23 protein-coding genes are annotated in these 24,985 nt (G+C 42.4%); 12 read left to right on the plus strand and 11 right to left on the minus strand.

Going from position 1 to position 24,985, the window contains the following annotated elements; genetic code table 11:
• Positions 1-169 precede the first annotated feature (169 nt).
• A complete protein-coding gene (locus tag MHI21_RS04595) occupies positions 170-1,126 on the minus strand; it encodes an AraC family transcriptional regulator (protein WP_342419529.1) in 957 nt (318 codons plus the stop codon).
• Between the two features lie 204 nt (positions 1,127-1,330).
• Here MHI21_RS04595 and MHI21_RS04600 point away from each other — a divergent pair, with 204 nt between their 5' ends.
• From MHI21_RS04600 to MHI21_RS04610, 3 genes are all read left to right on the plus strand, one after another.
• Positions 1,331-2,350, plus strand: coding sequence for a glycoside hydrolase family 88 protein (locus tag MHI21_RS04600; RefSeq protein WP_069012888.1), 1,020 nt, complete (start codon positions 1,331-1,333; stop codon positions 2,348-2,350).
• 12 nt (positions 2,351-2,362) lie between these two features.
• Positions 2,363-4,537, plus strand: a complete 2,175-nt coding sequence (gene gnpA, locus MHI21_RS04605) for a 1,3-beta-galactosyl-N-acetylhexosamine phosphorylase (protein ID WP_029517108.1) — start codon at positions 2,363-2,365, stop codon at positions 4,535-4,537.
• Positions 4,538-4,695: 158 nt separating this feature from the next.
• Positions 4,696-5,067 (plus strand): hypothetical protein, encoded by a 372-nt coding sequence (locus MHI21_RS04610; RefSeq protein WP_342420173.1) that lies wholly within the window; start codon positions 4,696-4,698, stop codon positions 5,065-5,067.
• A 91-nt stretch (positions 5,068-5,158) separates the two neighbouring features.
• On the opposite strand, the gene MHI21_RS04615 is transcribed toward MHI21_RS04610, so the two are convergent.
• Entirely contained in the window at positions 5,159-6,097 is a 939-nt protein-coding gene (locus MHI21_RS04615; RefSeq protein WP_029517106.1) for a YafY family protein, read from the minus strand.
• A 142-nt stretch (positions 6,098-6,239) separates the two neighbouring features.
• Here MHI21_RS04615 and MHI21_RS04620 point away from each other — a divergent pair, with 142 nt between their 5' ends.
• Both MHI21_RS04620 and MHI21_RS04625 read left to right on the plus strand, forming a co-directional pair.
• Positions 6,240-6,689 carry a VOC family protein gene (locus MHI21_RS04620; RefSeq protein WP_029517105.1) on the plus strand — a complete coding sequence of 150 codons (450 nt, stop codon included), beginning with the start codon at positions 6,240-6,242 and terminating at the stop codon, positions 6,687-6,689.
• A gap of 115 nt (positions 6,690-6,804) precedes the next feature.
• On the plus strand, positions 6,805-8,283 hold the full coding sequence (locus MHI21_RS04625; protein ID WP_069012890.1) for a YdiU family protein: 1,479 nt from the start codon (positions 6,805-6,807) through the stop codon (positions 8,281-8,283).
• Between the two features lie 113 nt (positions 8,284-8,396).
• Here the strand turns inward: MHI21_RS04625 and MHI21_RS04630 are convergent, their stop codons facing one another.
• The 6 genes from MHI21_RS04630 to MHI21_RS04655 form a co-directional block, all read right to left on the minus strand.
• Complete coding sequence (locus MHI21_RS04630) at positions 8,397-8,813, minus strand: DUF4280 domain-containing protein (protein WP_069012891.1); 417 nt, start codon at positions 8,811-8,813, stop codon at positions 8,397-8,399.
• 5 nt (positions 8,814-8,818) lie between these two features.
• Positions 8,819-9,349 (minus strand): hypothetical protein, encoded by a 531-nt coding sequence (locus tag MHI21_RS04635; RefSeq protein WP_176715766.1) that lies wholly within the window; start codon positions 9,347-9,349, stop codon positions 8,819-8,821.
• Complete coding sequence (locus MHI21_RS04640) at positions 9,346-10,608, minus strand: pentapeptide repeat-containing protein (protein WP_342419530.1); 1,263 nt, start codon at positions 10,606-10,608, stop codon at positions 9,346-9,348. Before MHI21_RS04640 ends, MHI21_RS04635 begins: the two co-directional genes overlap by 4 nt.
• A gap of 12 nt (positions 10,609-10,620) precedes the next feature.
• A complete protein-coding gene (locus MHI21_RS04645; protein WP_342419531.1) occupies positions 10,621-12,036 on the minus strand; it encodes a phage baseplate assembly protein V in 1,416 nt (471 codons plus the stop codon).
• On the minus strand, positions 12,033-12,713 hold the full coding sequence (locus MHI21_RS04650) for a hypothetical protein (protein WP_342419532.1): 681 nt from the start codon (positions 12,711-12,713) through the stop codon (positions 12,033-12,035). The genes MHI21_RS04645 and MHI21_RS04650 overlap by 4 nt, the downstream gene beginning before the upstream one ends.
• Positions 12,714-12,879: 166 nt before the next feature.
• Positions 12,880-13,755, minus strand: a complete 876-nt coding sequence (locus tag MHI21_RS04655) for an SDR family NAD(P)-dependent oxidoreductase (protein WP_341162212.1) — start codon at positions 13,753-13,755, stop codon at positions 12,880-12,882.
• Positions 13,756-13,954: 199 nt separating this feature from the next.
• Between MHI21_RS04655 and MHI21_RS04660 the strand changes: the two genes are divergently transcribed.
• From MHI21_RS04660 to MHI21_RS04670, 3 genes are all read left to right on the plus strand, one after another.
• Entirely contained in the window at positions 13,955-14,422 is a 468-nt protein-coding gene (locus MHI21_RS04660; protein WP_061831604.1) for a MarR family transcriptional regulator, read from the plus strand.
• A 48-nt stretch (positions 14,423-14,470) separates the two neighbouring features.
• Complete coding sequence (locus tag MHI21_RS04665) at positions 14,471-14,917, plus strand: GNAT family N-acetyltransferase (protein ID WP_341162211.1); 447 nt, start codon at positions 14,471-14,473, stop codon at positions 14,915-14,917.
• A 528-nt stretch (positions 14,918-15,445) separates the two neighbouring features.
• Positions 15,446-16,825, plus strand: a complete 1,380-nt coding sequence (locus tag MHI21_RS04670; protein ID WP_342419533.1) for an amino acid permease — start codon at positions 15,446-15,448, stop codon at positions 16,823-16,825.
• A 124-nt stretch (positions 16,826-16,949) separates the two neighbouring features.
• Here the strand turns inward: MHI21_RS04670 and MHI21_RS04675 are convergent, their stop codons facing one another.
• Together MHI21_RS04675 and MHI21_RS04680 are read right to left on the minus strand one after the other, a co-directional pair.
• Positions 16,950-17,213 carry a DUF3953 domain-containing protein gene (locus tag MHI21_RS04675; RefSeq protein ID WP_342419534.1) on the minus strand — a complete coding sequence of 88 codons (264 nt, stop codon included), beginning with the start codon at positions 17,211-17,213 and terminating at the stop codon, positions 16,950-16,952.
• A 192-nt stretch (positions 17,214-17,405) separates the two neighbouring features.
• Positions 17,406-18,446, minus strand: a complete 1,041-nt coding sequence (locus MHI21_RS04680; RefSeq protein ID WP_250243289.1) for an NAD(P)-dependent alcohol dehydrogenase — start codon at positions 18,444-18,446, stop codon at positions 17,406-17,408.
• Between the two features lie 360 nt (positions 18,447-18,806).
• Here MHI21_RS04680 and MHI21_RS04685 point away from each other — a divergent pair, with 360 nt between their 5' ends.
• The 3 genes from MHI21_RS04685 to MHI21_RS04695 all read left to right on the plus strand — a co-directional run bounded on the left by MHI21_RS04685 (position 18,807) and on the right by MHI21_RS04695 (position 23,655).
• Entirely contained in the window at positions 18,807-19,223 is a 417-nt protein-coding gene (locus MHI21_RS04685; protein ID WP_023987117.1) for a MerR family transcriptional regulator, read from the plus strand.
• Between the two features lie 435 nt (positions 19,224-19,658).
• Positions 19,659-20,366, plus strand: a complete 708-nt coding sequence (locus tag MHI21_RS04690) for a hypothetical protein (protein ID WP_341162209.1) — start codon at positions 19,659-19,661, stop codon at positions 20,364-20,366.
• Positions 20,367-20,787: 421 nt separating this feature from the next.
• Complete coding sequence (locus MHI21_RS04695; RefSeq protein ID WP_342419535.1) at positions 20,788-23,655, plus strand: S-layer homology domain-containing protein; 2,868 nt, start codon at positions 20,788-20,790, stop codon at positions 23,653-23,655.
• Between the two features lie 99 nt (positions 23,656-23,754).
• Here MHI21_RS04695 and MHI21_RS04700 read toward each other — a convergent pair whose 3' ends face one another.
• Positions 23,755-24,429: an NAD(P)H-dependent oxidoreductase gene (locus MHI21_RS04700; RefSeq protein WP_342419536.1), complete on the minus strand. Its 675-nt coding sequence runs from the start codon at positions 24,427-24,429 to the stop codon at positions 23,755-23,757.
• A 144-nt stretch (positions 24,430-24,573) separates the two neighbouring features.
• Between MHI21_RS04700 and MHI21_RS04705 the strand changes: the two genes are divergently transcribed.
• Entirely contained in the window at positions 24,574-24,966 is a 393-nt protein-coding gene (locus MHI21_RS04705; RefSeq protein WP_068938572.1) for a helix-turn-helix domain-containing protein, read from the plus strand.
• The last annotated feature ends 19 nt before the right edge of the window (positions 24,967-24,985 follow it).

Raw genomic sequence — 24,985 nt, forward strand, 5'->3', positions numbered from 1 at the left:
CAAAGATGGCTATACAACGGGGCTTGCTGGAATGGAGTTATTAAAAGATTTGAATTTTATGCTTTTCTAGATACATTGCAAAATGTGATTAATCATATAAAGCAGAAAATGGCTAGTTTGATATCCAGAATATTGAATTCGTTTTATCAAGTTTATTTCTGCTGTTATGCTAAACCCATCCCGTAAACTCCAGTATAGACGCTTTCGCAGATTGCGCTTCAGATTGTGCCCCTTTACGCCATTCTTTTGGCGGCTTTCCCATAAGCCTGGAGAAGCAACGGTTGAAGCTGGAAATGGAGTGAAAACCGACTTGTTCGGAGATCGAAAGAATAGAATCCTCCGTGCTTTTTAACTGCTTGCAAGCCTCTTCGATTCGGGTGCTGTTTAGGAAATCGAGAGGCGACGTCCCCATAATTTCATGGAATTTTCTTCGAAAATGAGTTGTACTTAAATGGCACAGGTCGGCCAAAAAATCCATCGTAATGGGGTTCATATAGTTTTTCGTGATGTATTCCAAAACCGGAGAAATGACAAAATCGTTTTTCAGGCTATGCTCTGTTTCTTGATCTGCCAACAGTTCATTCCTGGAATGAATTCTAAGGAGTTCTATGTAAAGGGATAGCAATAAGCCATAGGCACTTTCCTGATAGTAAGGATTCTGCTGTTTTAATTCTTCTACGATCGAAGTTGCAAGTGTATAAACCTTGGGATACTGCTCCTTATTCAATATACAGTTTTTTCCCTTCACCACCCACAAATTTGGTTCGAAGTTGCTGTAAGCACTTTTAAATGAATGTTGAAAGAGATCCTCTGGTGAAAAAAAGATATAAGACCACAGACTGGCTGTATTTGGCGAACTATACGTGGTATGAGGAAGATACCTGGGGATGAAGGTCACATCGCCGGCTTTGAAGGGTACAGATTCTCCTTTGATCTCCATGACGCCGCTATCTGAATAGCATATACCAATCTCCAAATGGTTATGGAAATGGAGATGCTCACTTTTAATATCAGAAATCTTCCAACGTTCACCGCTTAATAGCAAGACAGGGAAATTTATGGGCAAGCTATAGTGTCGATATTCTATAACGGGCTTCTTTTTTCTGGGCATATTCAATACCCCCATGACTTTGGTTTTAACCAGCAGATATACATCAGGATTTTGTAAAATCCTCACATAAATGATTGGAAATGCGCAGTTTTGTTGCGAATATGCTTAGATGGAGACTATTTTACTGCGTACAATGGAATAAGTAAAGCGTTTTCAAAATAGTGACGAACAGCTCTCAAGCGCTTTTGGGAGCGTGGGCGCTAAGAGAGGGGAATAAAGATGCTTCAATTGGTTTGTGACAAGGAAGAGATATTAAAAGTTATCGACAAAGTCGTCAGAAAAACCATGACGATGGATTTAACGTGGGATTGGCCCTGCGGTGTGGCTTACTATGGTGTATCCAGAGCCTATACGAAAACAGGAAATAAAGAGTATTTAAATATGCTTGTGCAGTGGGCGGATGAATATATCGAGCTGGGTCTGCCGCACTGGACGGTAAACACATGTGCTATGGGCCATATGCTGATCACGTTGTATGAAGAAACAGGAGACCCAAAATATTGGGATATTGTGATGAGCAAGGTGGATTACATCCAAAACAATGCTCTCCGGTTCGGAGACCATGTTTTGCAGCATACGGTATCCGTGGCTAATGATTTTCCAGAACAGGCATGGGCGGACACATTGTTTATGGCGGCATTTTTTCTGCTGCGTGTAGGAACCAAATTAAAGGATGAGGCAATGATCCAGGACGCCTTAAATCAATATTACTGGCATATCAAATACCTGCAAGACCCTAGTAGCGGTCTCTGGTACCATGGCTACAATAATGTCAAGCAGGATCACATGTCCGGATTTTTCTGGGGGAGAGCGAATGCTTGGGGAGCATATACCATGTCGCAAGTCAAAATTCATTTAAAAGACTGGTACTTGTATCCGCAATGCATGGACGTAGAGTGTTCGCTTCGGGATCAACTGGCGGCACTAAAGGGTGTTCAAACGGAGAATGGTTTGTGGCGGACGGTACTGGATGACGAGGAGTCCTATGAAGAAGTGTCGGCATCTTGCGGTATCGCGGCGGCCATGATCAATAACGGCAATCCGCTGCATACCAAATACGTGCAAAAGGCATTGGAGGGCATCTTGAACCATATTAGCGAGGACGGTCGGGTACTAGGTGTGTCGGGCGGCACAGCGGTTATGAAAGATCGGGATGGGTATCGCAATATTCCAAAGGACTGGATTCAGGGCTGGGGTCAAGGCCTGGCATTGGCCTTTCTGTCTGATATGTTGAATTAGGAGGGAAGCAAGTTGTCCAAACAAACTACGGGGAACTTTACACTACCGGGAGAATCCGGTTATGAGGCGCTGACCCTGAAATTAGCTGAACGGTGGGGTGCCGATGTCATCCGTGATAGTGACGGCACGCAATTGTCCGATGAGATTATTAACGCTGGGTACGGCATATATTCGACAATCTGTATCATCAGAGATCATAATGAGTGGGCGTCCCGTAATCTGGATAAGCTGCAGCAGTGTTTTTTAATTACAAATCCAAAGGTAGCTGTACAAGATTATGTGTCCATCTATCTGATGGAGGATTTTTTTGCTGAACAGTTCAAAGTGAATGATTCCAAAGAAGCGTTTAACTATTGGCAGGTTTTTGACAGAACGACCGGAGAGGAAGTTCCAAGAGAACAGTGGAATTATGAAAGGGAATCCGGCAATGTGGTCATTACCGGAATTGTTCCTTGGCATAAATACACGGTAAGCTTTATGGCCTACCGGATCTGGGAAGAGATTTCCATGTACAATCACACCACGAATCATTGGGACAAAGAGCATTTGATGCAGATTGATCCTATCTATGCAGAAACGCAACAATATCTGCTGGATTGGATGGAAGATTGGTGTCTTCATCATAAGGAAACCACGGTTGTTCGGTTTACCTCCTTATTTTATAATTTCGTCTGGATCTGGGGCAGTAATGAGCGCAATCGCCATCTGTTCTCAGACTGGGGTTCATACGATTTTACGGTAAGCTCAAGGGCGCTTGATCTGTTTGCCAAGAAATACGGGTATTCGATGACTGCCGAGGATTTTGTTAATGGCGGGAAATACCGCGTCAGTCATATCCCGGCTGAGCAGCGCAAGCTGGATTGGATGGCATTTATCAATGATTTTGTAATCGAATTTGGCAAGAAATTAATTGATATTGTGCATAAGCACGACAAGCTGGCCTATGTTTTCTATGATGACAGTTGGGTTGGCATGGAGCCTTACAATGACCGTTTTCAAGAGTTTGGATTTGACGGGTTGATTAAATGTGTATTCTCAGGTTATGAGGCGAGGCTTTGTTCAGGTGTAAAAGTGAATACACATGAGATTCGGCTGCATCCTTACTTATTTCCGGTTGGCTTAGGCGGGCTTCCGACCTTTATGGAAGGGGGAAACCCCACGCTGGATGCCAAAAAGTATTGGATTAATATCCGGCGCGCCTTGCTGCGGGAGCCTATTGACCGGATTGGGCTGGGGGGATATTTGCATCTTGTAGAGCCTTACCCGGATTTTTGTGACTATATCGAAAAGATTGCCAATGAATTTAGAGAAATTAAAGAACTACATCATGAAGGCAAACCCTATCAAATGAAGACGAAGGTAGCTATTCTGCATAGCTGGGGGAAATTGAGATCGTGGACCTTGTCCGGCCATTTCCATGAAACGTATATGCATGATTTGATTCATGTCAATGAAGCTTTATCTGGATTGCCGGTTGAAGTGCAGTTCATTAATTTTGAAGATATCCGTCAGGGAATTCTACAGGATTGTGATGTAGTGATCAATGCCGGCTCTGCTGGTTCAGCATGGAGTGGTGGGGAGTACTGGAATGACAACAAGTGTGTGGACTTACTGACCCAATGGGTTTATGAGGGGGGTACCTTTATTGGCATCAATCAGCCTTCGGCGGTAGAAGGTCACGACAGCTTTTTTAGAATGGCGCATGTTCTCGGACTGGATGAGGATACAGGCTCCAGGGTAGGTCATGGAAGATGGACATATGAGGTTAGGGATGAGTATGGTTTGGTGCCTGAGGGGGCAAGTATAACGCCAAAGAATAGCATTTATCTTACGGATGGGTCAGCTGTGGTAGTGGAGGAAGCAAGTGGTATGATAACACTGTCTATACATGCCTTCGGTAAAGGAAAGGGAATTTACCTTCCTTCATTCGAATTCAGCTGGGAGAACACAAGATTGCTGCTGAATATGATTCGCTTTGCGGGCAATGAGTTACATGAAACGAAGTATATTACGGATAACCTATATACAGAGTGTGCTTATTATCCAGAAAGTAAAATGTTGGTGGTTATTAACAATAGCGATCAACTTCAAAGAACGACGGTTGATACGGAATATGGCAAACAAACGATGGAATTAGATCCGTATGACACCATGATCACTCGTATTGGCTTAACAAAATCGGTATAGAAACGGAAAATAATAAGAGTAGCGGTGTCAAGCCCTCCTTTATTTAAGGAAGGGCTCTTTGTTTTAGCACCTCCAGAAAATCCAGCCAATTTACCGGGGATTTTGTCCATTCAAAAGTATCTACTCCATCATTAACTATAAGTAAAACAATGAAGGAGATGATTTCTTTGAGAAAGGCAACCTTAGTTAAAATTAGAAAAGCGGAAGCAAAACTGGGGAAAAAACTGAAAAAAAGAAGTCACGTGGTTATGAATCTTAAAAAAGCCATTCGTGTAACTCAACTTGGAGATGGATTTGCGCGTTTCACTTTCGCTGCGGTTACTATCCCCCCAAATAGCTTTAGAAGCACTACGATTAACGGTAACGACTACAATCTGATTAGCGGTTCATGGATTTTCTCTGGAAATCAGCAAGGGTTTCTTCTCGATAACTATTCTGCGGCGGAAGACAGATGGTTCTTTACTGCATGGAATCCAACTGGATTCACAAGAACGGTCTCCTATGCTGTTATCGCCAAACGGAAGCCATAATTCAAATGTCATCGTTAGCAAGGAAAAGGAGCTTGATCCTTCTTTTCCTTGCTAAAAGGTAGAGGAAATGTTGAACAAACCTTCGATGATCTTATAATTTTTGATAGTGGTTCAAGAGATGCTCAACTTTTTCTTTAATAATCTGTTTTAAAGATTCAGGCTTCACAGATCGTACATAATGACCATATCTCATAAAATAATGAGCGATAAACTCTTCTTCTCCAGGATTATAGAATCCCTTAATGACTGTCTTATCACCATTTTCTATTTTCATAGAGGGATAATGTTCTTTATAGAAAATGTCCTTCGCTTGTTCTACAATCTCTACTTCAAAGTCAATGCTCTTCTCGGATTGATACATTTCTAATGAACGATTAAGGAGCTCATCTATAGAAAAGTCAGAATTGCTCTCCTCTTCTTCTATTAAGGTTATTCGATCACATCTGAAAACTCTATATTTATTCGTATTTAACTCTATGCCAGTAGCATACCATTGACCAAACTTAGCGGAAATTTTGAAAAATTGAATATAGTAACTTTTTTTCTGATTATTTTTTACATATTTAACTTTACAGGTACTCTCATTAAGAATGCTTGTTAGAATTTTATCTAAATAACGACTAACATGAGTATGCTGATATACTTCAAATTGTAAGACCTTTTTCATTTTATGAATCTGGTCTATTTGTGTTTTAGAAAGACAGTGTTCAAACTTTTCATTGAGTTTATTAATACTTAAATGAAAGGGGGTGGATTGATAAGCTTCTAACGTCAACATTGCAAAGTACAGAGCATATACTTCATCCATCGTGAAAATAATGGGAGATAACAACCTATTTTTTAAGATACCATATCGCCCATGTCTGCCATGTTCCGAAAAAATAGGCATACCTAATTGTTCTAATGAATGAATATCACGTAGAGCTGTACTTTTTGAAATATGGTATTTATCCATCAGGTCATTTAAATTAAAGAACTCTCGACTGTTTAAGTATCTGATCATATCATTTAATCTTTCTGATTTCTTCATCTAAACCTCCTTATAAAGGTGTCATGTTTTGATACCTTTTTATATGATAATAAGCTTAAGGGAATATATCAAATTCATAAGATATCTACCTGAGGATTTTACAAAATCCTGACTAAGATTATATATAAAGGAGATTGATATCATGAGTGCAACACTGGAAGTAGCTATTTTCTTATCCATGAACGGAAAGGCAAAGGAAGCTATGCATTTTTACAAAAAACACTTCAACGCAGAGGAATTGTTTCTGGTTACCTATCAAGACATGGCCCAACGTGACAGTTCCATACAGATTACGGATGAAAATGAAAATTATATTTCTCATTCTGTCTTATCCATCGGAAAAACAAAAGTAATGATAGCAGAAGATACAATGAATCCCAGTGAAAAATATACAGTTGGTAATAACACTTCATTATGTATTCAAAGTGCTGACTTAGAAGAAATTAAACATTTTTATCATAGCTTAATTACAGATAATCGCGTGAAAATTATCGTGCCTTTATCTAATAATATGTTTAGCCAAGCCTACGGTATTATTGAAGACCCGTTCGGTATTCAAATACAATTAATGTTTGATAATCGATTACAATAAAAAGGTTGTTAAAAGCTAAAAAGCACAATAGCATGGTGAAAAGTGGATAATAAATGGACAGAGGTAAAAACTAAAAGGGGAAAATCCAAGATACCACAGCAGAAAAGGAGACACTATGACGGAGAGAAAAGAAATAGCAGATAAAATAGGGTGGAACTTCGACAACAGTTACTCTCGTCTGCCGGAATCCATGCTTACAAAGCTCAACCTAACTCCTGTCCGCTCACCAAAGCTGATTATACTTAATCATCCGTTGGCAGCATCACTGGGGTTGAACGGCACGGCGCTGCAAAGGAATGATGGCGTAGCGGAGCTGGCCGGCAACCAAATTCCTGAAGGGGCTACGCCTCTTGCTCAAGCTTACGCAGGACATCAATTCGGGCATTTTAACATGTTAGGAGACGGTCGTGCTCTGCTGCTTGGCGAACAGATCAATCCCTTGGGTGAACGGGTTGATATTCAGCTCAAGGGCTCTGGCAGAACGCCATACTCCCGTGGTGGTGACGGGCGTGCGGCACTTGGTCCGATGCTTCGTGAATACATCATTAGTGAGGCGATGCATGCGCTAGGTATTGCTACCACCCGCAGCTTGGCGGTGGTATCCACAGGTGAGACGATCATCCGGGAAACCGAGCAGCCCGGTGCCATTCTGACCCGTGTGGCTGCCAGTCATCTTCGCGTCGGAACCTTTCAATACGTCTCAGCATGGGGCACGTCCGAAGATCTCCGTGCTCTGGCTGATTATACATTGGAAAGACACTACCCGGAAGTTGCCAATGACGAAAACCGTTACCTTTCACTGCTTCAGGAAGTGATTAAGCGTCAGGCCGAGCTGATTGCCAAATGGCAGCTGGTTGGTTTTATTCACGGGGTGATGAACACCGACAATATGACCCTTAGCGGAGAAACCATTGATTATGGTCCTTGCGCCTTCATGGATACCTATGATCCTGAGACGGTATTCAGTTCCATCGACAGGCAGGGACGCTATGCTTATGCCAATCAGCCGCATATTGCTGCGTGGAATCTCGCGAGATTTGCTGAGACGCTCTTGCCACTGCTGCATGACAACAGGGAGCAGGCTGTCACACTGGCTGAGGATGCAATTTCAGATTTTGTAAAAATGTTTCACAGTCACTGGCTTGCAGGAATGCGAGCGAAGCTAGGGATCTTTAACGAAGAGCAGGAGGATGAATCTCTTATTGAGGATCTTCTGAATATCATGCAGAAGCATCGTGCTGACTACACCAATACCTTCCGTGCCCTAACTTTGGACAAGCTGGAGGATACGGTTCTGTTCAGCACTGAGGAATTCACCCAGTGGCACGAGCAGTGGCAGGCGAGACTGGGCAGACAGCAGGAATCCCAAGATTCATCGCATCAGCTGATGCGCAGCAGCAATCCTGCAATCATCCCGCGCAACCACCGAGTAGAAGAAGCATTGGAAGCTGCGGTGGAACGAGAAGACTACCATGTGATGGAGCAACTCCTTGAAGTTCTTTCGAACCCTTATGCTTATTCTGACGAACAGGCTATTTACTCTACATTGCCTGAGAAATCCAACTGCTCATACCGAACCTTTTGCGGTACCTAATGTAATGTAATCATGTTGAACAACTCGATGATAACCTATTTCATGCGTTGGTGGAGAAGATAGCCATTCTCTCACCAGCGCATTTTGTTTTTATTTTGGTAGGCTGCAACTAATTAATCCAGCTCTTGACCGTCATTTTCGATTTGTATGTGCCCGCAATAAAGACATTGATGCGTACAGTTCTGTGTAAGAGCAGGCTGGCCTTCGATGCGCATGTCGCTTTTTCCGTTCAGCCAAGGCATCGTAAGAACAGGAATACATGGAGCCTTTTTCACCCCATAAATATCGACCATCTCACTGGCTTGCACAGTCGGATTCAGCGGACTGGAGCAATTTCCAAAAGATTTTATGTTCACTCCAGGCACATAATCTCCAATATTCATCTGGGCTTTATTTTTGACATACACCCCGTGGCTAAAAGGGCGCTTCAAACGCGTAGGCTGTGTACCGTAACTACAGCTTAAAATCGCACCTGCCACGACATAGCTTTTTTTCGCACCTGACCCAGGCTGCACACTTGCTTCTTCCATACGGATTATTCCTCCTTTGTGGACATCTCCACTTTTTGCACACGAACACCTGTAAATGGACGACGCAGCAGACTTTCCGCTACCGCGAGATTGATATAGATATGAGCTTCCAACAAGCCGGCGATCCGAAATATAGACGATTGGATTTTTCCGTGTTTAAGTACCAACTGCTTCAAGGTATGGTCAGGATACCACTCGGTTTGTGAGGAAAGACAATCCACCACAGGTGGACGCAATATCCAGTACACATCCTGCCTGGCCTTCTGAAAATCGGTAAGTATAGCGACCTTCCATTCCAGCTCCGGCATATATTTTTCCAACAGGACTTTCATGGAGTCTGAAACCAGTGGCAAAGGGAACTCCAGAAAATCCGGATATACGGTTCGTGGATCTGTATGTACTGCTAAAAACAGGGGAGTGTCCTCCGCCTGAATGGTATGACCCGAAAGGAGTTCTTCCACCTGCAAGGGAGACAGGGGCGCAGTCTCTACCCGATGCTTTACGCGCTCGTCCACCATGAGTCGAAAATATCTCATTTACCCCCACTCTCCTTACTCACTGTATCTGTTACCTGTGTAACCAGGGGTGCTTCTACAGCAGCAAGACCAATGGCTTCGCTTAGTTGGATATCTGTAAAGATTGCCCGGTGTAGCTTTGCCCCTGTAAAATTAGCTTTTACTAAACATGCACCTATAAACGAAGCGTCAGTGACATCAGCTCCTACAAAGCAGGCACCTGTTAGATCCGCGCCGTTAAATAAAGCTCTTTGCAGCGCGGCATCTTGGAAAGTAGCTCCTTGAAGCTGTGCCTGTTGAAAACGAGCTCCCTGTAAATTAGCTCTTGTAAAATCCACTCCATCCAATCCTAACGGTTCCCAATCCAGCCAAGCATCCGATCCATATTCGCTATTGCTTAAAACTTCGTCCAGTACAGCCTCTTGCAGGGAACAGCCACGGAAATCGGCTCCGTGAAGCAGGCTGTGCGAAAAGTCGGTTCCATCTAGCTGAGCTTCTTGCCATACCGTGCCTACGAGGATACAGTGATGCAATCGGCTTTGTTGCATCCCGATCTGGCGAAAGACTGTATAACGAAAATCCAAGGAACTGTAATCTCCATCCGACAATTGCACTTGAGACAGTGCTTGGTAGCTGTAGGCCGATCCTTCTTTTTCCTCCAGCCAAGACTTTATGATGTTAGCATCCACGGGTCTTCGATCTTCCCGGTACACGGAGACACTATGATCCATATACTCTCCGACGCGAATCTCAAAAGCTTCTTCACGATCCAACGCCTCAAACTCTGGTAGGTGGACTGCTTGCTTCATAGCCTGACGAACCAGACTAACGATCATCGTATGAAGATATCCCGCTGCTTCCAGCATGATCTGCTCTAATTCAAGTTCGGAAAGGGAGACTTGCTGGTTCAAGGTTTCAGCCCCAAGTTGTTCATGTAATTGAGTCCAATAGAGAAAAATCCAACTTGCATCGTATTCCAACTGAACGGGCTCAGCATCAAGTATCCATAAGGCATCCGTAGCTTCAACAAGATAAACGGGCTTCTGTTCAAGCCATGTGGTGCGCAGCATGGAGTAGGTGATGTAACCGATAAGACCTTTACGACCTGTGAGTTGCTTTTGCCGAACCAGCTCACAAAAGGCGCGAAAATGTTCTACTATATGCTGTAATCGTTGTGTTTGTGTTGATGTACATTTCAACGCCCATTCTTTGCGAATGAGAGACCAAGCCTGTTGAAGAGCTGCTTGTTGCTGATCTAACACATCTGTTTGCTTTTCCATTGCTAATCATCCTTAATTTGACTTCACTTCGCTGCCTTTCATATCCGCTGACCCGCTTAATTCAATATGACTGCCGTTACAATCCATACGGAGCTGACTACCTGCGGACAGGCTCATCGTCTTTCCCGCAGACAGGCTGAGATTGCCTCCTGCCGAAATATTCACTTGCTTGCTGCTGGTGATATGAATGCCTTCTTTATCATCCAGTTTGATGTAAATAGCGCCGTCCTTGGCTGTAACGACCAGTTCATCCGGTCCCAGTCGAACTTCCTTGCCATGCGGGGTACGCCATATTTTCATTTGCGGATTGGAAAAATGGTTATGCGTACTCTTGCGATCTGCCCGTCTCACCGCACTACCTGCCACGCCGTCTTCTTCCCGACTACCGGGGAAATAGAGAGAAACGGAATCGCCTTTTTCTGGCATGACGTACCAGCCAGTATGGCCACCGCCACTGTAAACAGTAGAATAGTTGAACCAGTGTGCTTTGCTTGCGTCTTGTTGTTCATCACAATCCAGATGAATGCGTACCTGATCCTGACGTACGTCCAGTACAACACCGCTTAATGAGGCTCCTGCCAGCTTATCCTGGTAGTAGCTTTTTTGCCGAAATCCCTGGTAAGAACCCAACACATACTGATGCCGCAGCAGTCCTTGACTCATGGCGGTGTAGGCTTCCATGACATACAGGTTATGCCCCTGAAAATTCAACTGAACGCCCAAGTCGAGTACCTCATCTGTTTCTACCTCATAAAAAATAAAATCGTGTTCACTCAGTTTGGTCTGTTCATTCTCCTGAAAATAACGAAAAGGAAGCAATTGCTTACGTACGGTATAACGGGTATGATCCAGTATCGCCTGTGCAGGGCTGTCCTCAATACCAAAATAAAATTTGGGACTGTCAAAACGGGCTACAGGCATCAGACTCGTATGATAACGGGAGGCTATGCGTCTTAAAAAAGCCCAGTCTGTCTCCTGATACTGAATGGCAAGCCGCCCGATGGCTTCTCCGCCAGTAGCCCCGTCGATCACATCCAGTCCTTCATAGTCCTTACCTATGTGCTCCAGCATTTGAGGAATCGTCATTTTCGTATACTGAAAAGAACGAGTACGCTGCTTCATGTCCATCCGGTATGTATGGGAAATGGCTTCCACCTCCAGATAGTACACACCTCGCACGACTTTTACCTCGACCGAGAGGGCAATCCCACTAAATAGCGGCTTGCTTGCGCCAGATTCATCTTGTTGGCTGACTTCAATGATGGTATTTTTTTCTGTCGTTTCCACGTAACTGTCTTGCAAGTCTTCGGGGATAACACCTGTAAAATAAAGCCGAGTATGCTCGTTAACTCTTTTCGTTAAGGTGAGCTCTTCTAGATCAATTTGTTCATAAGGGTGAATTTGAATTTGATCGTATCCCAGACTCATGGTGTAGTCATTCCTTTCTCATTTGTAGAATAGGCAGAGGTGGGGAGTACAGAAAGGGATTGAACCCAGTATTCCGCTACAGGTAACCAGACTTCGAGATCTGCCTCCAGACAGCTAAAGGAACCTATGACAACTCGTCCTTTGTGGATAAAGAGCAGCATTTCGTTGTATAGATTACCGTCGATCCCCGCCGCCACAAAACGAATCTGTCCAACTGAAAGTCCGGAACAGTTGGTGACCATTTCGGTACCTAACCAGTTGCGAATCGGTTGTACAGACCGTAGAATATCCGCCATTTGCTCTATAAAATCGGGCAGTTCTTCCGCTTCCAGAGCGGTATCTGTAGGATTAAAAGTGATATTGATGGTCTCCTCAGATGAGGTATAAATGACCTTTGGTCGATGCTCTGAAGGATATTTGATTATAGCTTGCTCCATTGGCATAGGAGTAAAGGACTTGGGGATGTAGAAACCAATCTCTCCGTGTAGTATTGTAATGGGCTCCAACGTGAGATAATCATTTTCAACATGAAGTAGCTTTGTTTCTTCAAACATGGAACCGTCCTGTTCCGATTTCTGAGTTTGAGCTGGGATGGATTTCACATTATCGTTATTAGCTGTCTTCTGATCCACCATTTTAGCTTTGAGGCTAAGTATATGCTCGTCTAGATAGTTCATAGAAAGCCCCCTTTTAGGAAAAATACGCGTTTGTACTTGAATATGTAAAGATGAGAGGAGATATTTAAGTACAGAACCAACATATGTATTTATCGGTTAAAAGAGAGATTTAGTTTACAAAATGAACCATTCGTTGGAGGAGCATTGTTCGATATTAGATTCTATTTCATTCCATAACGCCTTTTTGCCGTAATAATTCGGTTGTAGTACTCCAAAGTAGGCGTTGCATCTTGATATCCCCACCAGGATATGTCGGCACAATCGGCTTACCAGTACCAACATTAAAATATCCGCCTGTCACTTCTTGATATTGGGATTCTGTTGCTAAACGAATAATGATGTCCGCTCCTTTCCGTGGGTCTCCGATATGCAAAGCGTTCAATATTTTCGCAAGTATCGAAGAAAATCCTAACTCGCGACCAAGGCCGGTAACGTTAAAGCCTGGATTAAGTGCGTTAACTACGATTCCAGTTCCATCTAGCTGACGTCCAAGTTCTTCTGTAAACATGATATTAAGAAGCTTGGTCTTTCCGTATATCTTAGATGAACCTCTTGCTGTAAATGCAGATGTATCTGTTAAATCCTCCGGTAATTTTAATTCACCATGGTTGCGTGATGCTTCAGAAGCCACATTGACGATCCTAGCATTTGTGGATTCCATGAGTGAATTGAGTAGTGTATGTGTTAACAGCCACGGTGCAAGATAGTTTACGGCTATCATTTCTGCCAAACCCTCTGAGGTTATTCGCTGTTCAAATCCATGTAATCCAGCATTGTTCACTAATACATCAATCTTTGGATAATTAGCTTTAATTTCATCTCCCATACGTTTGACATCTTTCATAAGAGACAGGTCTCCGAAAAAAAAGTCCACCTTTGTATTGGGCGCCAGATCTTTTAAAATATTTTTAGTCGTTTCAGCACGTTTTTCATTTCTGGCTGTTAAGACTAGATGTGCCCCACGTTTGGCTAATTCAATTGCTACCCATTGTCCAAGACCGTTAGTAGCACCAGTGATTACAATAATCGGGTATATCGACATATAAATCATCCTCCAAATTCTCGATCCAATTACATCCATATTCATGTCTACGCTTTACGGTTGTGGATGCTTTATACTGTAGATCTTCTGCTTGACACTTACCAAAGTTGAAAATATGATTGATATATATCAAGTATATGTATTTTGATTGATATATGTCAAATATATATTCGAACTCATTCAAATAAGGTGGAGACATATGGATAATAAAACTCAACATCCAGATTCTACAAGAGAGCAATTAGAACTGAATCTTGGTGAACAACTTAATGCACTTATAAGCGCGTCGCATGCACTCAATGTAAAAACTGCGGCACTTTTCGATCCATCATTACAACCTGCAGCTTTTCTGATTGTACGTTGTCTCCTGTCATACGGTCCGGCAAGCGCTACATTTTTGGCGGAATCCACCGCTATGGATCGAAGCTCTGTTAGTCGGCTTGTTACTCAGCTTAAACACTTGAATTATGTAAAAAGTGAAACTCATCCTGAGGATCGTCGGGGAGTGTTGATATCCCTGACAGCCAATGGTCGTGAAAAAGCCTTGGAAGCTTTAAAAGAAAAAGAAAAAGAGTTTTATCAACGTATTTCAACATGGGAGGATTCTAAACTTGAAGCGTTCATCGAGATGCTGAAGTGTTTTAACGGGTATGATTGCGAGGATTAATGATTCAACATAAAGCATCGTATGATGAAAAAAGGAGGCATTTTAAAAGTGAAAGAAAAAAATGTTAGGGAAATTAGAGTCTCTGATTATCATGATATTTATTTGTTGAACCAAGATTTTAACCCCAATCTATATCTATTTTCTGAAGAAAAAGTAAAAGAGAAGATTGAAATGATTATAAAAAAATCAAAAGATGTGATCTTTGTTTATGAAGAAAATAACGAGGTGTTAGGATATATTCATGGAAGCCCACATGAATTACTTTTTTCTGAATCTTTGGTAAATGTACTAGGATTTGTTGTTAAAGAAAAGTATAGAAGTCAAGGTGTAGGTAGCATGTTGATTGAGCGTCTTGAACAGTGGGGGAAGTCCCATGGATTTTCCGGGATCAAACTGTTATCTCATCCAAGTAGGATACAGGCTCACAGGTTCTACGAACGACGTGGCTATATGTTTACCAAGGATCAAAAAAATTTTATAAAAAATCTCAAATGAATACATATTCATCATTGAATAAGTGGTTCAAAACCCTGATCTTCATCTCCTTGTTTGGAATTCATGCCTAGTTATATCACAAGGTAATGTTTGAAATGTTGCTCTTTCATTCGGATTTCATGTTTTTCACTGTAAGAATACAGATTTCAAATAGGCTTAACATCGTGATATTTATCATTGAAGAAATATGTATGTTTAGCACTCTAATGCATTGCATTAAATTGACCATTGTTCAGAAAATATGAATAGCCTTCCTTTCCATTTCATGCCTAAAAATGTCTGCTAATTAGCAGTTGTATTTAGGCGTTTTTTGTCATACAATGCATCTAATGCTACGGACTCGGTCTTAGAAACAGTAAGGTTTGGACGGTAAATAGGACGTGGTTTCCTTGTATAATTACGAATCGTGGAACTACTTTGTAGTTGTTCACTCACGACCACGTCAGTCTGAAAAATTAATAATGTTTGGGGACAGTTTTCCGGATCATTAGCGTTTGATGATGAACATATACGAAGGGGAGCGTTCTTTTGGAATCGAAACAATTAACGAGAGGGCTAAAGCCACGGCACGTTGAGTTGATTGCGCTTGGAGGTACGATTGGCGTCGGTTTGTTTATGGGGTCGGCAAGTACGATAAAATGGGCAGGTCCCTCAGTGCTGTTGGCTTATCTCTTAGCTGGGATTATTATGTTTTTTGTCATGCGGATCATGGGGGAAATGCTGATTCTTGAACCGGTGACAGGCTCATTCGCTACATTTGCTCATAAATATATCAGCCCTTTAGCCGGTTTCTTGACCGCCTGGAGCTATTGGTTTTTATGGGTTACCGTAGGGATGGCAGAAGTCACTGCGATTGGGGTATATGTGGGCTACTGGTTCCCAGATATCCCGCAATGGTTGCCGGCTTTGGCAGGTGTAATTATTATTGCATTGGCCAATTTGGCGGCTGTGAAATTTTATGGGGAATTTGAGTTTTGGTTTGCGATGATTAAAATTGTCGCCATTATCTTCATGCTAGTAGTTGGTACGGGGATGATTTTCTTTGGACTCGGTAACGGTGGACAACCGATAGGTCTATCCAATCTGTACAGCCAGGGAGGCTTCTTTGCAGGTGGTTTGAAAGGGTTTCTATTTGCACTCTGCATTGTAACAGCGGCTTACCAAGGGATAGAGATGGTAGGTATTACGGCAGGTGAAGCTGAAAATCCAAAGATGACACTGCGAAAAGCCATTAAAAACATCATCTGGCGTATTTTGATTTTCTACGTGGGTGCAATCTTTGTCATTGTTACGATTTATCCTTGGAACCAAATAGGCGAGATCGGCAGCCCATTTGTTCTGACTTTTGCCAAGGTAGGAATTGTGGCTGCTGCGGGTATCATTAACTTTGTTGTACTTACAGCTGCGATGTCAGGTTGTAACAGTGGTATTTACAGTGCGGGCAGAATGTTATATACATTGGCTAAGAACGGACAAGCTCCTAAGTTCTTTGGGAAGGTTTCCGCAAGCGGCGTCCCTAGAAATAGTATAATAACGACCATTTCCTTGCTGCTGGTAGGGGTGTTATTTAACTACTTAATGCCTGATTCCAAACTGTTTCTGTATATTTACAGCGCCAGTGTTCTTCCAGGCATGGTACCGTGGTTTGCATTAGCCATCAGTCAATTTAAATTCAGGAAAAAGTGGAAGGACGAAATGAAGGATCACACCTTTAAGTCTCGTTTTTTTCCAATCAGTAATTACATCACCATTGTCTTTTTGTTGCTGGTGATCGTTGGAATGTGGTTTAATCCAGACACACGCTTGTCGTTGATTGTCGGAGCAACATTTATGGCGATCGTCATTATTGGATATTTTGTCTTTGGCATAGGAAAGCGGCAGAAAATTGAAGAATTAGAGGAAAACTAAAGATTGCTAAATATGTAACACTTGCCGAGCGCAATTCAGATGATCCTGAGTTCGCTCGGCTTTTCTTTTACATGACGAGAGAGAGGGCTAGGGAAGGTTATTACTGAGGTATAGAACCGTGTGGTTAGCCTGTTCGCACTACAAGTGTAAATACAAATACAAAAAAAGTGAGAAGGGAAACGATAAAGCTGGCTATTGCCATACTTTTACGATTGGCCTTAAACTCCGTGATGCCAGAACATAAAAGCACGAGACTAAGAAAAAATTGTGCGATTTTGTATGAATGCTTGTAGGTATCTGGATATACGAGGGATAAAGAGGAAAAGATCATAACAACTACAGCAAATATTAAAGTGAGGATTCTGTAAATATCCATTTTCTTGAACATAGATAAGTTCCACCTTCCTATATATTCCTATTGCATTATATTCTAAGGGTGGAATCTTTGGATTACAAATAAATACAAAAAGAGGAAATGGACAATAAGATGGTAGACAGAATAAAGTGAAGGTGTCCCAAGTAATACTTTGGGGACACCTTCACAATTAAAATCACTTGTACAACTTATGATTTACATAGCTTACATTGTGCTAATGTCAATTACGAATCTATACTTCACATCAGAAGCTAACACTCGTTTGTAGGCTTCATCAATCTGGTCGGCCGAAATTACTTCAATTTTAGGAACAATATTGTGTTTTGCACAAAAATCCAACATTTCCTGTGTCTCACGGATGCCTCCTATCATTGAACCAGCAAATGAACGGCGATGTCCGATAAGGGACATCACATTTAGTGACAACGGCTCCCCAGGGGCACCGACATTCACCAAAGTTCCATCTAGATTGAGTAGTGCAAAATAAGCATCCATATCGATGGCAGCACTTACCGTGTTAATAATCAAATCAAAGTGCCCAGCAAGTTTTTCAAATGTTTCTGGTTCGCTTGTAGCATAATAGTGATCAGCACCAAATTGCAAGCCATCATCTTTTTTCTTTAATGTTTGGGATAGAACGGTTACCTCAGCACCCATAGCATGTGCGATCTTGATAGCCATATGGCCAAGGCCTCCCATTCCCACAACGGCCACTTTCTTATCTGGACCAGCACCCCAGCGGTTCAACGGTGAATAAGTCGTAATACCTGCACAAAGTAATGGAGCAGCCACGTCAAGCTCAATGTTATCTGGAATTTTTACTACAAAATCCTCAGTTACGACAATGTGGGTAGAATATCCGCCTTGTGTAGGCTCGCCGTATTTGTCAACACCAGCATAGGTAGGGACATTTCCTTTAAGGCAGTATTGTTCCTCTCCTTTACGACAGTTCTCACATTCGCCACAGGAATCAACCATACAGCCAACCCCTACCCGGTCACCAACTCTGTACTTTGTAACCTCAGATCCTACCTCCGTGACAATCCCTGCAATTTCATGTCCAGGTACGAGAGGGTAGTTTACTGGCCCCCATTCGCCGTGAGCAGTGTGGATGTCAGAATGGCATATGCCGGCATATTTAATTTCAATCAGAACATCGTGTGAATCAAGATCCCGTCGTTTAATTTCAGCCGATCGAAACGGTTTGTCTGGGCCATCGACAGCTCGTGCTTTAGCAGTTATCATAAACAGCCTCCTATTATTTGAATTTTTCAAGAGAATGAAGTTATATCGGTATAAATTGAAAACTAGCTGAAGCGGTTGAAGTTCCCCTTCATTCATTTCCATTTATACTTTTTCTCTTGCAAATCAATGTTAACCCTTATAGTTAACTCTAAGTCAAGCGACAGGTTCAGGTACATTACATCTATTAATAAAGCCTCTATCCAGTAATGTTGTTTTCTTGCTAATTATATTTCGTTAGATAGCACCTGATTCTACTTTTCCTATAAGGGGACTTTGACATTCAACAAATAACTTGATAGAATCCCCCTTATATCATAGAGTTAACTCGAAGTCTATGTCATTAAAAATAGGAGATACATGATGAAGACATATTCTATCAGCGAAGTTGCAAAAGAATTGAATCTTACAGCATACGCTTTGCGTTACTACGACAAGGAGGGACTTATGCCTTTTGTAGAACGGACGTCTAGCGGAACAAGATTATTTAAAGAATCCGATATCGACGCTTTAAAAATAATTGAATGTCTAAAATCCACCGGGATGCCGATCAAAGAAATTAAAAATTTCATTGATTGGTGTTCTGGTGGGGATTCCACACTACAACAAAGATATGACATGTTTATGGAACGAAAAGCTACTGTAGAAGCACAAATGGAAGAACTTAAAAAAACAATGGAAGTTATTGAACATAAATGCTCATATTACAAAACTGCATTGGAAGCCGGAACGGAAAATATTCATAAAAACAATAAAATAGGGAGTCTCATTACTAACTAATAGAAAAGCATCTGTAATTCATCCATTTCTATATGAATTACAGGTGATTTCGTTTGTAATATTCGATTTACTACAACCTACTGATTTAAAACAGCGCGATCGGCTTTAGAAAACTAGGAACCAACTATAATGTAACTTGAACAGACAGGAGTAGTACCGAGGATCAAGTATTCCGAAAGTCAACGGGCAATTTGCCCATTATATAGCAGCAACCGATCAGCAGAATACAGGCAAATAGTTTAAATCATCTTTTGCAATAATACCCATACGTACCCCATCCGAGAGAGAAAGCTCAAATTATCTTGAGAACAGGCTAATATGGAAAGGACATAATTTATCCATACTTTCTTCTAATATTTAACTGTTGATAGATTTATTGAAAAGCTATAATGCTAATGATGATTTGAGTGTACTTGGAGAAAAGAGGGTGAGGGTATGAAGTTGAAAAAATGGCCGTTGGTATTCATGGTAGGTATTCTCATGCTGTTATCCTTAGGCTGGAACAGTGGAGTATCTTATGCGAAATATTATTACGAATACACTTGGGATCAGTACAAGGGGACTGAAATCAAGACGTATAGGTTGACACCAGTAGCTGGAAGAGCTGGATTAATGGATCAAGAAAAGGCCTTGGCTACTATTGGCAAAACCCCGAATGTGTATGGAAAGTTCAGTGGCTATAGAACAGAAAAAACAACTGAAATAGCAACCAAGAGTGTAACGGATGAGGTTTATAAATATGCAGTTGTTGATTTTATTAGCGACAAGGAGCCAGAAATTGTAGAATACGTTAATCCAAAAGGCGGAGTTCCTCATAGATGGAACGGAACCGATGAGATTCGAATTTTTATGAGAGGGTCTGAGGCAGCTTCTTTGGCAGAGCTGTTTTATGAGGGAACTCCAAGTGAAGGACGATATCATTTTAATGCTGACGATGTCTACTTAGTTACATTCTGGTCCAGCACAGTAAAACCAATCACTGAAATGTCTGCTGAAGCACTAATTGAGGAAGGCCCTTCTACGCTTATAAATCGAGAGTTGGTAGGCCAAATAAAAGACAAAGATCCTGCTGCTTATCCGCAAAACGGAACTTTAAACGGCTACTTTTATGTTTATAAGGGTTCTGAGTTTAAAGAGAATTAAAAGAGCAGACAGGAATTAATAAGTATATATGTACACGAGAACGAGATAACATTTTGTATTCTCCAAGCGAATGCGGATACAGATGTTATCTCTTTTTTTATTTGTATACGGGATCAACATAGTAACTCAAAAAGGTGATAAATATTTAATTACCAATGAAAACCATTGTTTAGTGATAGGGAATTACGGCTTAAAAAACATGGTGAATAAACAGGACATTAGATTGCCAAAACCACTTTTTTTGCTGGCTTTATTCAATCCTAGGGAGATTATTCCGATAATTCAAGTATATACAGTTTGGTGTTAACAGTAATGAAAAACCGTTTGAAAACAAGAGAGATTAATTTTCAAAGTTGATATGAAGGTACAGGTGAAAGTGGCCCAGTGCTATCTCGTAAAGGAGGTGTAATAATCTCGAATAATGAATTATGAGAAAAAGTTAAAACAAATTAGGCTTTACATGGCTGGTTTACTGGCTGTCTGGTTGTTCTGTATACATAGTGCGCCTGTTTTTGCGGACAGAGCCTTTAATGATATCGAACATTCCTATGCAGCTGATGCGATTGAGACCATGGCTGCTCAAGGTTATGTTACGGGTTATCAGGATGGGAGCTTTCGACCTTTACATTTTATCTCACGACAGGAATGGGCAAGCATTTTCGCTAAAACCTTAAAGCGAACATCGAATAACAGAGGCGTAACTTCTTTTCGTGATGTGTCACCATGGGCTCTACCTTATGTACAGGCCTTACAGGAAGAGAGAATTACGAAAGGAATTAGTGATCAATTATTCGGTGCCAAGCACAATATGACTCGTCAGGATATGGCCGTTTGGTATGCACGGTATTTTGGTGTTACTGAAGATACCCGATATGCTGGTATATCCAGTTTTGTGGATCAATCTGATATATCAGATTATGCACAAACGAGCGTATGGCTGATGGAACGGCTGGAACTGATCGAGGGAGATACGAATCACTATTTCCATCCTAAAGAGTCTGTGAGACGGCAGGACGCCACGCTGGTTGCTTATCGGATATGGTTAGGCGGTGGAGGTCTGAGAGAACGTGCCAAGCGTTTGCTGGAGTCATTAGGAAGTGGAACTGTAGCGATACCTCACACGGCCAGCCAACAAGAATCGAAGAAGATCACGGTAGATTTGACACCGGAAACTAGTCAACAACCTGTGAATTCGGAAATTGAGGAGCCTAAAAAGCATCGCCCAAGCCCCGATTCACCGGAGTCGCCGGTGACACCACCGGAGCCGAAGCCGGAACCGCCAGTTACACCACCGGGACCTAACCCCAAACCACCAGTAATTCCGGCAGATCCACCAGTGCTTCCACCGGATCATTCTTCGGATTTTCTGGTAGATGAGGTCGTAATCAAGGCGCAGGAGCTGGTAAATCAGCCGGAAAGGTACCCTTCGTATCAGCTATCCTTTCAGCTCTACAATAAAGGGCGACCCGTAAGCATTCCTGCTGCCAGCGTCACAAGTGTTACGTACACATTTAGTGATGGGTTAGGTATTTTTGATGAACAAGGGAAAATCGCACATTCCGAAAATATTCCGGCTACGGATAGCTTCATTCCTGTAGAAATGAAGGTCACTATTGCCAAACCTTATCAGGTTCTTACAGCTCAGACCAAGCTGATCGTGAAAGGGAAGACTCCGCCGGCAGAGCCACCGAACGTAATCAGGTCCGTATACTTGGCCACGTATACTATTTCAGAGGCTGCTACTTTAGATCCTGCTGCTTGGAATATGTCCTACGTATTTCATAATGCTAATGGAGAGGTTATAGCTCCTGGATTGCTGCCGACAGACTTGATACTTCGGGTAGAGGATTCCAGAGGAATATTTGACGAGGATGGAAAGATTGCCAACCTGCATTTGATTCCGACAGTGAACTCGGTCATTCCATTAAAGATCACGGTTGAGTCACCATCCCAAGGGGTTCTCTTCACATCCGATGCGGAATTAACAGTAGTATCGGGAGAACGCAAAAAGCAATACTTTGCTGTCTCCATCATGCTGCAGGGAAGCGTGACGACGGTAGATCAAATCAAGCAAGCGCGTCAATTGCTGATGGACCACTTTGGTCCCAATATCAAAGTGACGTGGGCCATGCAAAACGGTTTTGTTTTTTTAGAAACGAATCGACCGCAGCTTAAACAGGTTCTGGAATTCGTCGATCAGTATGGAGATGAAGTCGGAATTCTGGCGGGGTACCCGAACCAGACCGAGCCCGGGCTTCCAGTTTGGGAAGCAAAGATGGATGAGTGGCTATACATGTATCGTTACAATGCATTCAATGAGCTACATCAATCCGGTACAATGGGATCACCATCTGTGTTTGAAAGCATGGATACAGACCAATATCGGAAGTATCTGCCGAAATCATTGACCAGCTTTACGGTGAATCCCGAACAGACTCAATGGCTTGAAGATCACTATCGGATTACATCCGCGATGGGATGGTCGGCTACACAATATAATGTCAACGGTATGTTTGGTGAGGGCTCTCCCTTGATGCCTTACTGGTCCCATAAGGACAATCCGATTGTTCCCGCACAGGGACTTGCAGATAATAGCGGTACCGTATTCATGAACTCGGTTACGATTGATCCGATTGGATCACGCTATACGAAAGATTCCTCACGCTGGACTCTTCATCCGCTTGACCCATATGTGACTGAGACGGATGCAGCACCACAACTGTATATAGTACAGCAATATTTGGATAACCCTTATCAACGTATAAATACGGTGAACTACTTGTCCATTATTTTGGACATCAACGCACTTGCCAACACCCATAACATGGCTCCAATATGGGAGAATTTTGTGAATCACTTCCCTGTTGATCGCAAGGTTGAGATCGTAGGCGTGGACGGGCTGAAACAGATTTATGAATCAGTAGCAGGATCCAATAATGATCATACGGAGTTTACGCTCATGTTTAGAGGCTCAGGTATTAAGACGGCTATGGATTCCAATAATTCACCAGCGAATCTGCGCTATTTGTGGACCGAAAATGCCTCACAGCGGATTATTTTATCCAAAGAGGATGGAGATGCGGCATGGTCCATTATTGACTTTACCGATTATACCCGAAAACCGGTTCCGAAGATGGCCTACAACTTGGATGGTCACACGGACGTAAGCTATGTCACCGGAAGGAACTTCAAGCTATGTCCAGCGGCTCCTTTAACAGCAGATGAAATTCAACGCGTAAAGGATCGTTTGAAGGATATTTACTTTGCAGAAGAAGTGAATTATCAGTAGGTAATTGGAAAAAGTAAGAACTGAGGTTTTATGAAAAGGGGGTGTCCCAACAGCCATCGAAATGGCTGTTGGGCACCCCTTTGTTTTAGAGAAAAGGTTTTACACCCACTCAATAACCTGATCTACAGAGCGTCGAGTTTTGCCACGCGGCTCGTTGAGACGGTAGCCAAATGCCAACATACAAGAAATACCGAAATGCTTGGCATCCATAATGCCTTCTTCAGAGAGGATGCGTTCGATTTCCTGTTTATTAAAACCTTCGATAGGGCAGGAATCAATGCCGATTTGAGCTGCGGCAGTCATCATATTGCCCAGTGCGATGTAGGTTTGCCGGCAGCCCCATTCGAACAAGGCTCTTTTATTTTCCTCCAGCGCAAAATCTGATTTAAGGAAGGCATCATATACTTTCTCTTTGCCTTGCATCACTTCAGCAGGTAATTGCTGCACGTTCTCCATCATACTCTTGATATAATCGGAGGAGGCTACCATATCTTCAGGAAGTCTAGAGAGGATGAGTACAAAATGGCTGGCTGTTGGCAGCTGTTTTTGTGCCCCCCAAGAGTAAGGAAGCAGCTTCTCGCGCATAGCTTTACTTTGGACGACAACAAATTTCCAGGGTTCAAAGCCAAACGAGCTTGGAGATAAACGACCGGTTTCAAGAATAAAATCAAAATCGGAATCGCTAATTTTCTTATGACTATCAAATTCCTTCGTTGCATGTCTGAACTCGTATGCAGATAAGATTTGATCTTTAGTAGTAGCTAAGGTTTCCATCGTTATTCCACTCCTTATGGATGTTGATTAAAATTGACGCTTACCAAGTGACATGCTTAATATTAGAATATACATGACCGTTTTTGAAGTACGCACATTAATGTGCTGTAGTATATAAAATGATACCAAGGAGGAGAAAAGCCTATGCGCAATCGGAAAGGCGGCTTTGGGGAATGTACCGCTGGAAATGATCAGGCGTGTCCAGTTGAGTTCACGCTGGACGTGATTGGGGGCAAATGGAAAGGGATTATTTTATATCATCTCATGTATGGGACTAAGCGATTTAGTGATTTTCGGCGGATCTGTCCGGGAATTACTCAGCGTATGCTGACACTCCAATTGCGTGAGCTGGAAGAGGACGGAGTAGTTCACCGTGAAGTCTACCAACAGGTTCCTCCTAAGGTCGAATACTCTCTCACCGAATTCGGAAAAACGCTCATCCCGATTATTAACTTGATGAAGGATTGGGGAGAAGAATATAAAACAAAACAGCGATCACCAGAAAGCAGTCTTCAGCAACCTAGCCCCAATGTGTAGGTTTTTGAAGACGGCTCCA

Origin of the sequence: Paenibacillus sp. FSL H8-0168 (assembly GCF_038592955.1) — a bacterium.
In the GTDB taxonomy this organism is placed as follows: Bacteria; Bacillota; Bacilli; order Paenibacillales; family Paenibacillaceae; genus Paenibacillus; species Paenibacillus polymyxa_B.

Coding starts and splice junctions, on each gene's coding strand:
- MHI21_RS04595 (WP_342419529.1), bottom strand. CDS start 1,126: ATGGGGGTATTGAATATGCCCAGAAAAAAGAAGCCCGTTATAGAATAT.
- MHI21_RS04640 (WP_342419530.1), bottom strand. CDS start 10,608: ATGGAAAAGCAAACAGATGTGTTAGATCAGCAACAAGCAGCTCTTCAA.
- MHI21_RS04685 (WP_023987117.1), top strand. CDS start 18,807: ATGAAGACATATTCTATCAGCGAAGTTGCAAAAGAATTGAATCTTACA.
- MHI21_RS04620 (WP_029517105.1), top strand. CDS start 6,240: ATGAGTGCAACACTGGAAGTAGCTATTTTCTTATCCATGAACGGAAAG.
- MHI21_RS04690 (WP_341162209.1), top strand. CDS start 19,659: ATGAAGTTGAAAAAATGGCCGTTGGTATTCATGGTAGGTATTCTCATG.
- MHI21_RS04635 (WP_176715766.1), bottom strand. CDS start 9,349: ATGAGATATTTTCGACTCATGGTGGACGAGCGCGTAAAGCATCGGGTA.
- MHI21_RS04655 (WP_341162212.1), bottom strand. CDS start 13,755: ATGTCGATATACCCGATTATTGTAATCACTGGTGCTACTAACGGTCTT.
- MHI21_RS04600 (WP_069012888.1), top strand. CDS start 1,331: ATGCTTCAATTGGTTTGTGACAAGGAAGAGATATTAAAAGTTATCGAC.
- MHI21_RS04630 (WP_069012891.1), bottom strand. CDS start 8,813: ATGGAAGAAGCAAGTGTGCAGCCTGGGTCAGGTGCGAAAAAAAGCTAT.
- MHI21_RS04645 (WP_342419531.1), bottom strand. CDS start 12,036: ATGAGTCTGGGATACGATCAAATTCAAATTCACCCTTATGAACAAATT.
- MHI21_RS04625 (WP_069012890.1), top strand. CDS start 6,805: ATGACGGAGAGAAAAGAAATAGCAGATAAAATAGGGTGGAACTTCGAC.
- MHI21_RS04650 (WP_342419532.1), bottom strand. CDS start 12,713: ATGAACTATCTAGACGAGCATATACTTAGCCTCAAAGCTAAAATGGTG.
- MHI21_RS04705 (WP_068938572.1), top strand. CDS start 24,574: ATGCGCAATCGGAAAGGCGGCTTTGGGGAATGTACCGCTGGAAATGAT.
- MHI21_RS04680 (WP_250243289.1), bottom strand. CDS start 18,446: ATGATAACTGCTAAAGCACGAGCTGTCGATGGCCCAGACAAACCGTTT.
- MHI21_RS04700 (WP_342419536.1), bottom strand. CDS start 24,429: ATGGAAACCTTAGCTACTACTAAAGATCAAATCTTATCTGCATACGAG.
- MHI21_RS04695 (WP_342419535.1), top strand. CDS start 20,788: ATGAATTATGAGAAAAAGTTAAAACAAATTAGGCTTTACATGGCTGGT.
- MHI21_RS04675 (WP_342419534.1), bottom strand. CDS start 17,213: ATGTTCAAGAAAATGGATATTTACAGAATCCTCACTTTAATATTTGCT.
- MHI21_RS04610 (WP_342420173.1), top strand. CDS start 4,696: ATGATTTCTTTGAGAAAGGCAACCTTAGTTAAAATTAGAAAAGCGGAA.
- MHI21_RS04660 (WP_061831604.1), top strand. CDS start 13,955: ATGGATAATAAAACTCAACATCCAGATTCTACAAGAGAGCAATTAGAA.
- MHI21_RS04615 (WP_029517106.1), bottom strand. CDS start 6,097: ATGAAGAAATCAGAAAGATTAAATGATATGATCAGATACTTAAACAGT.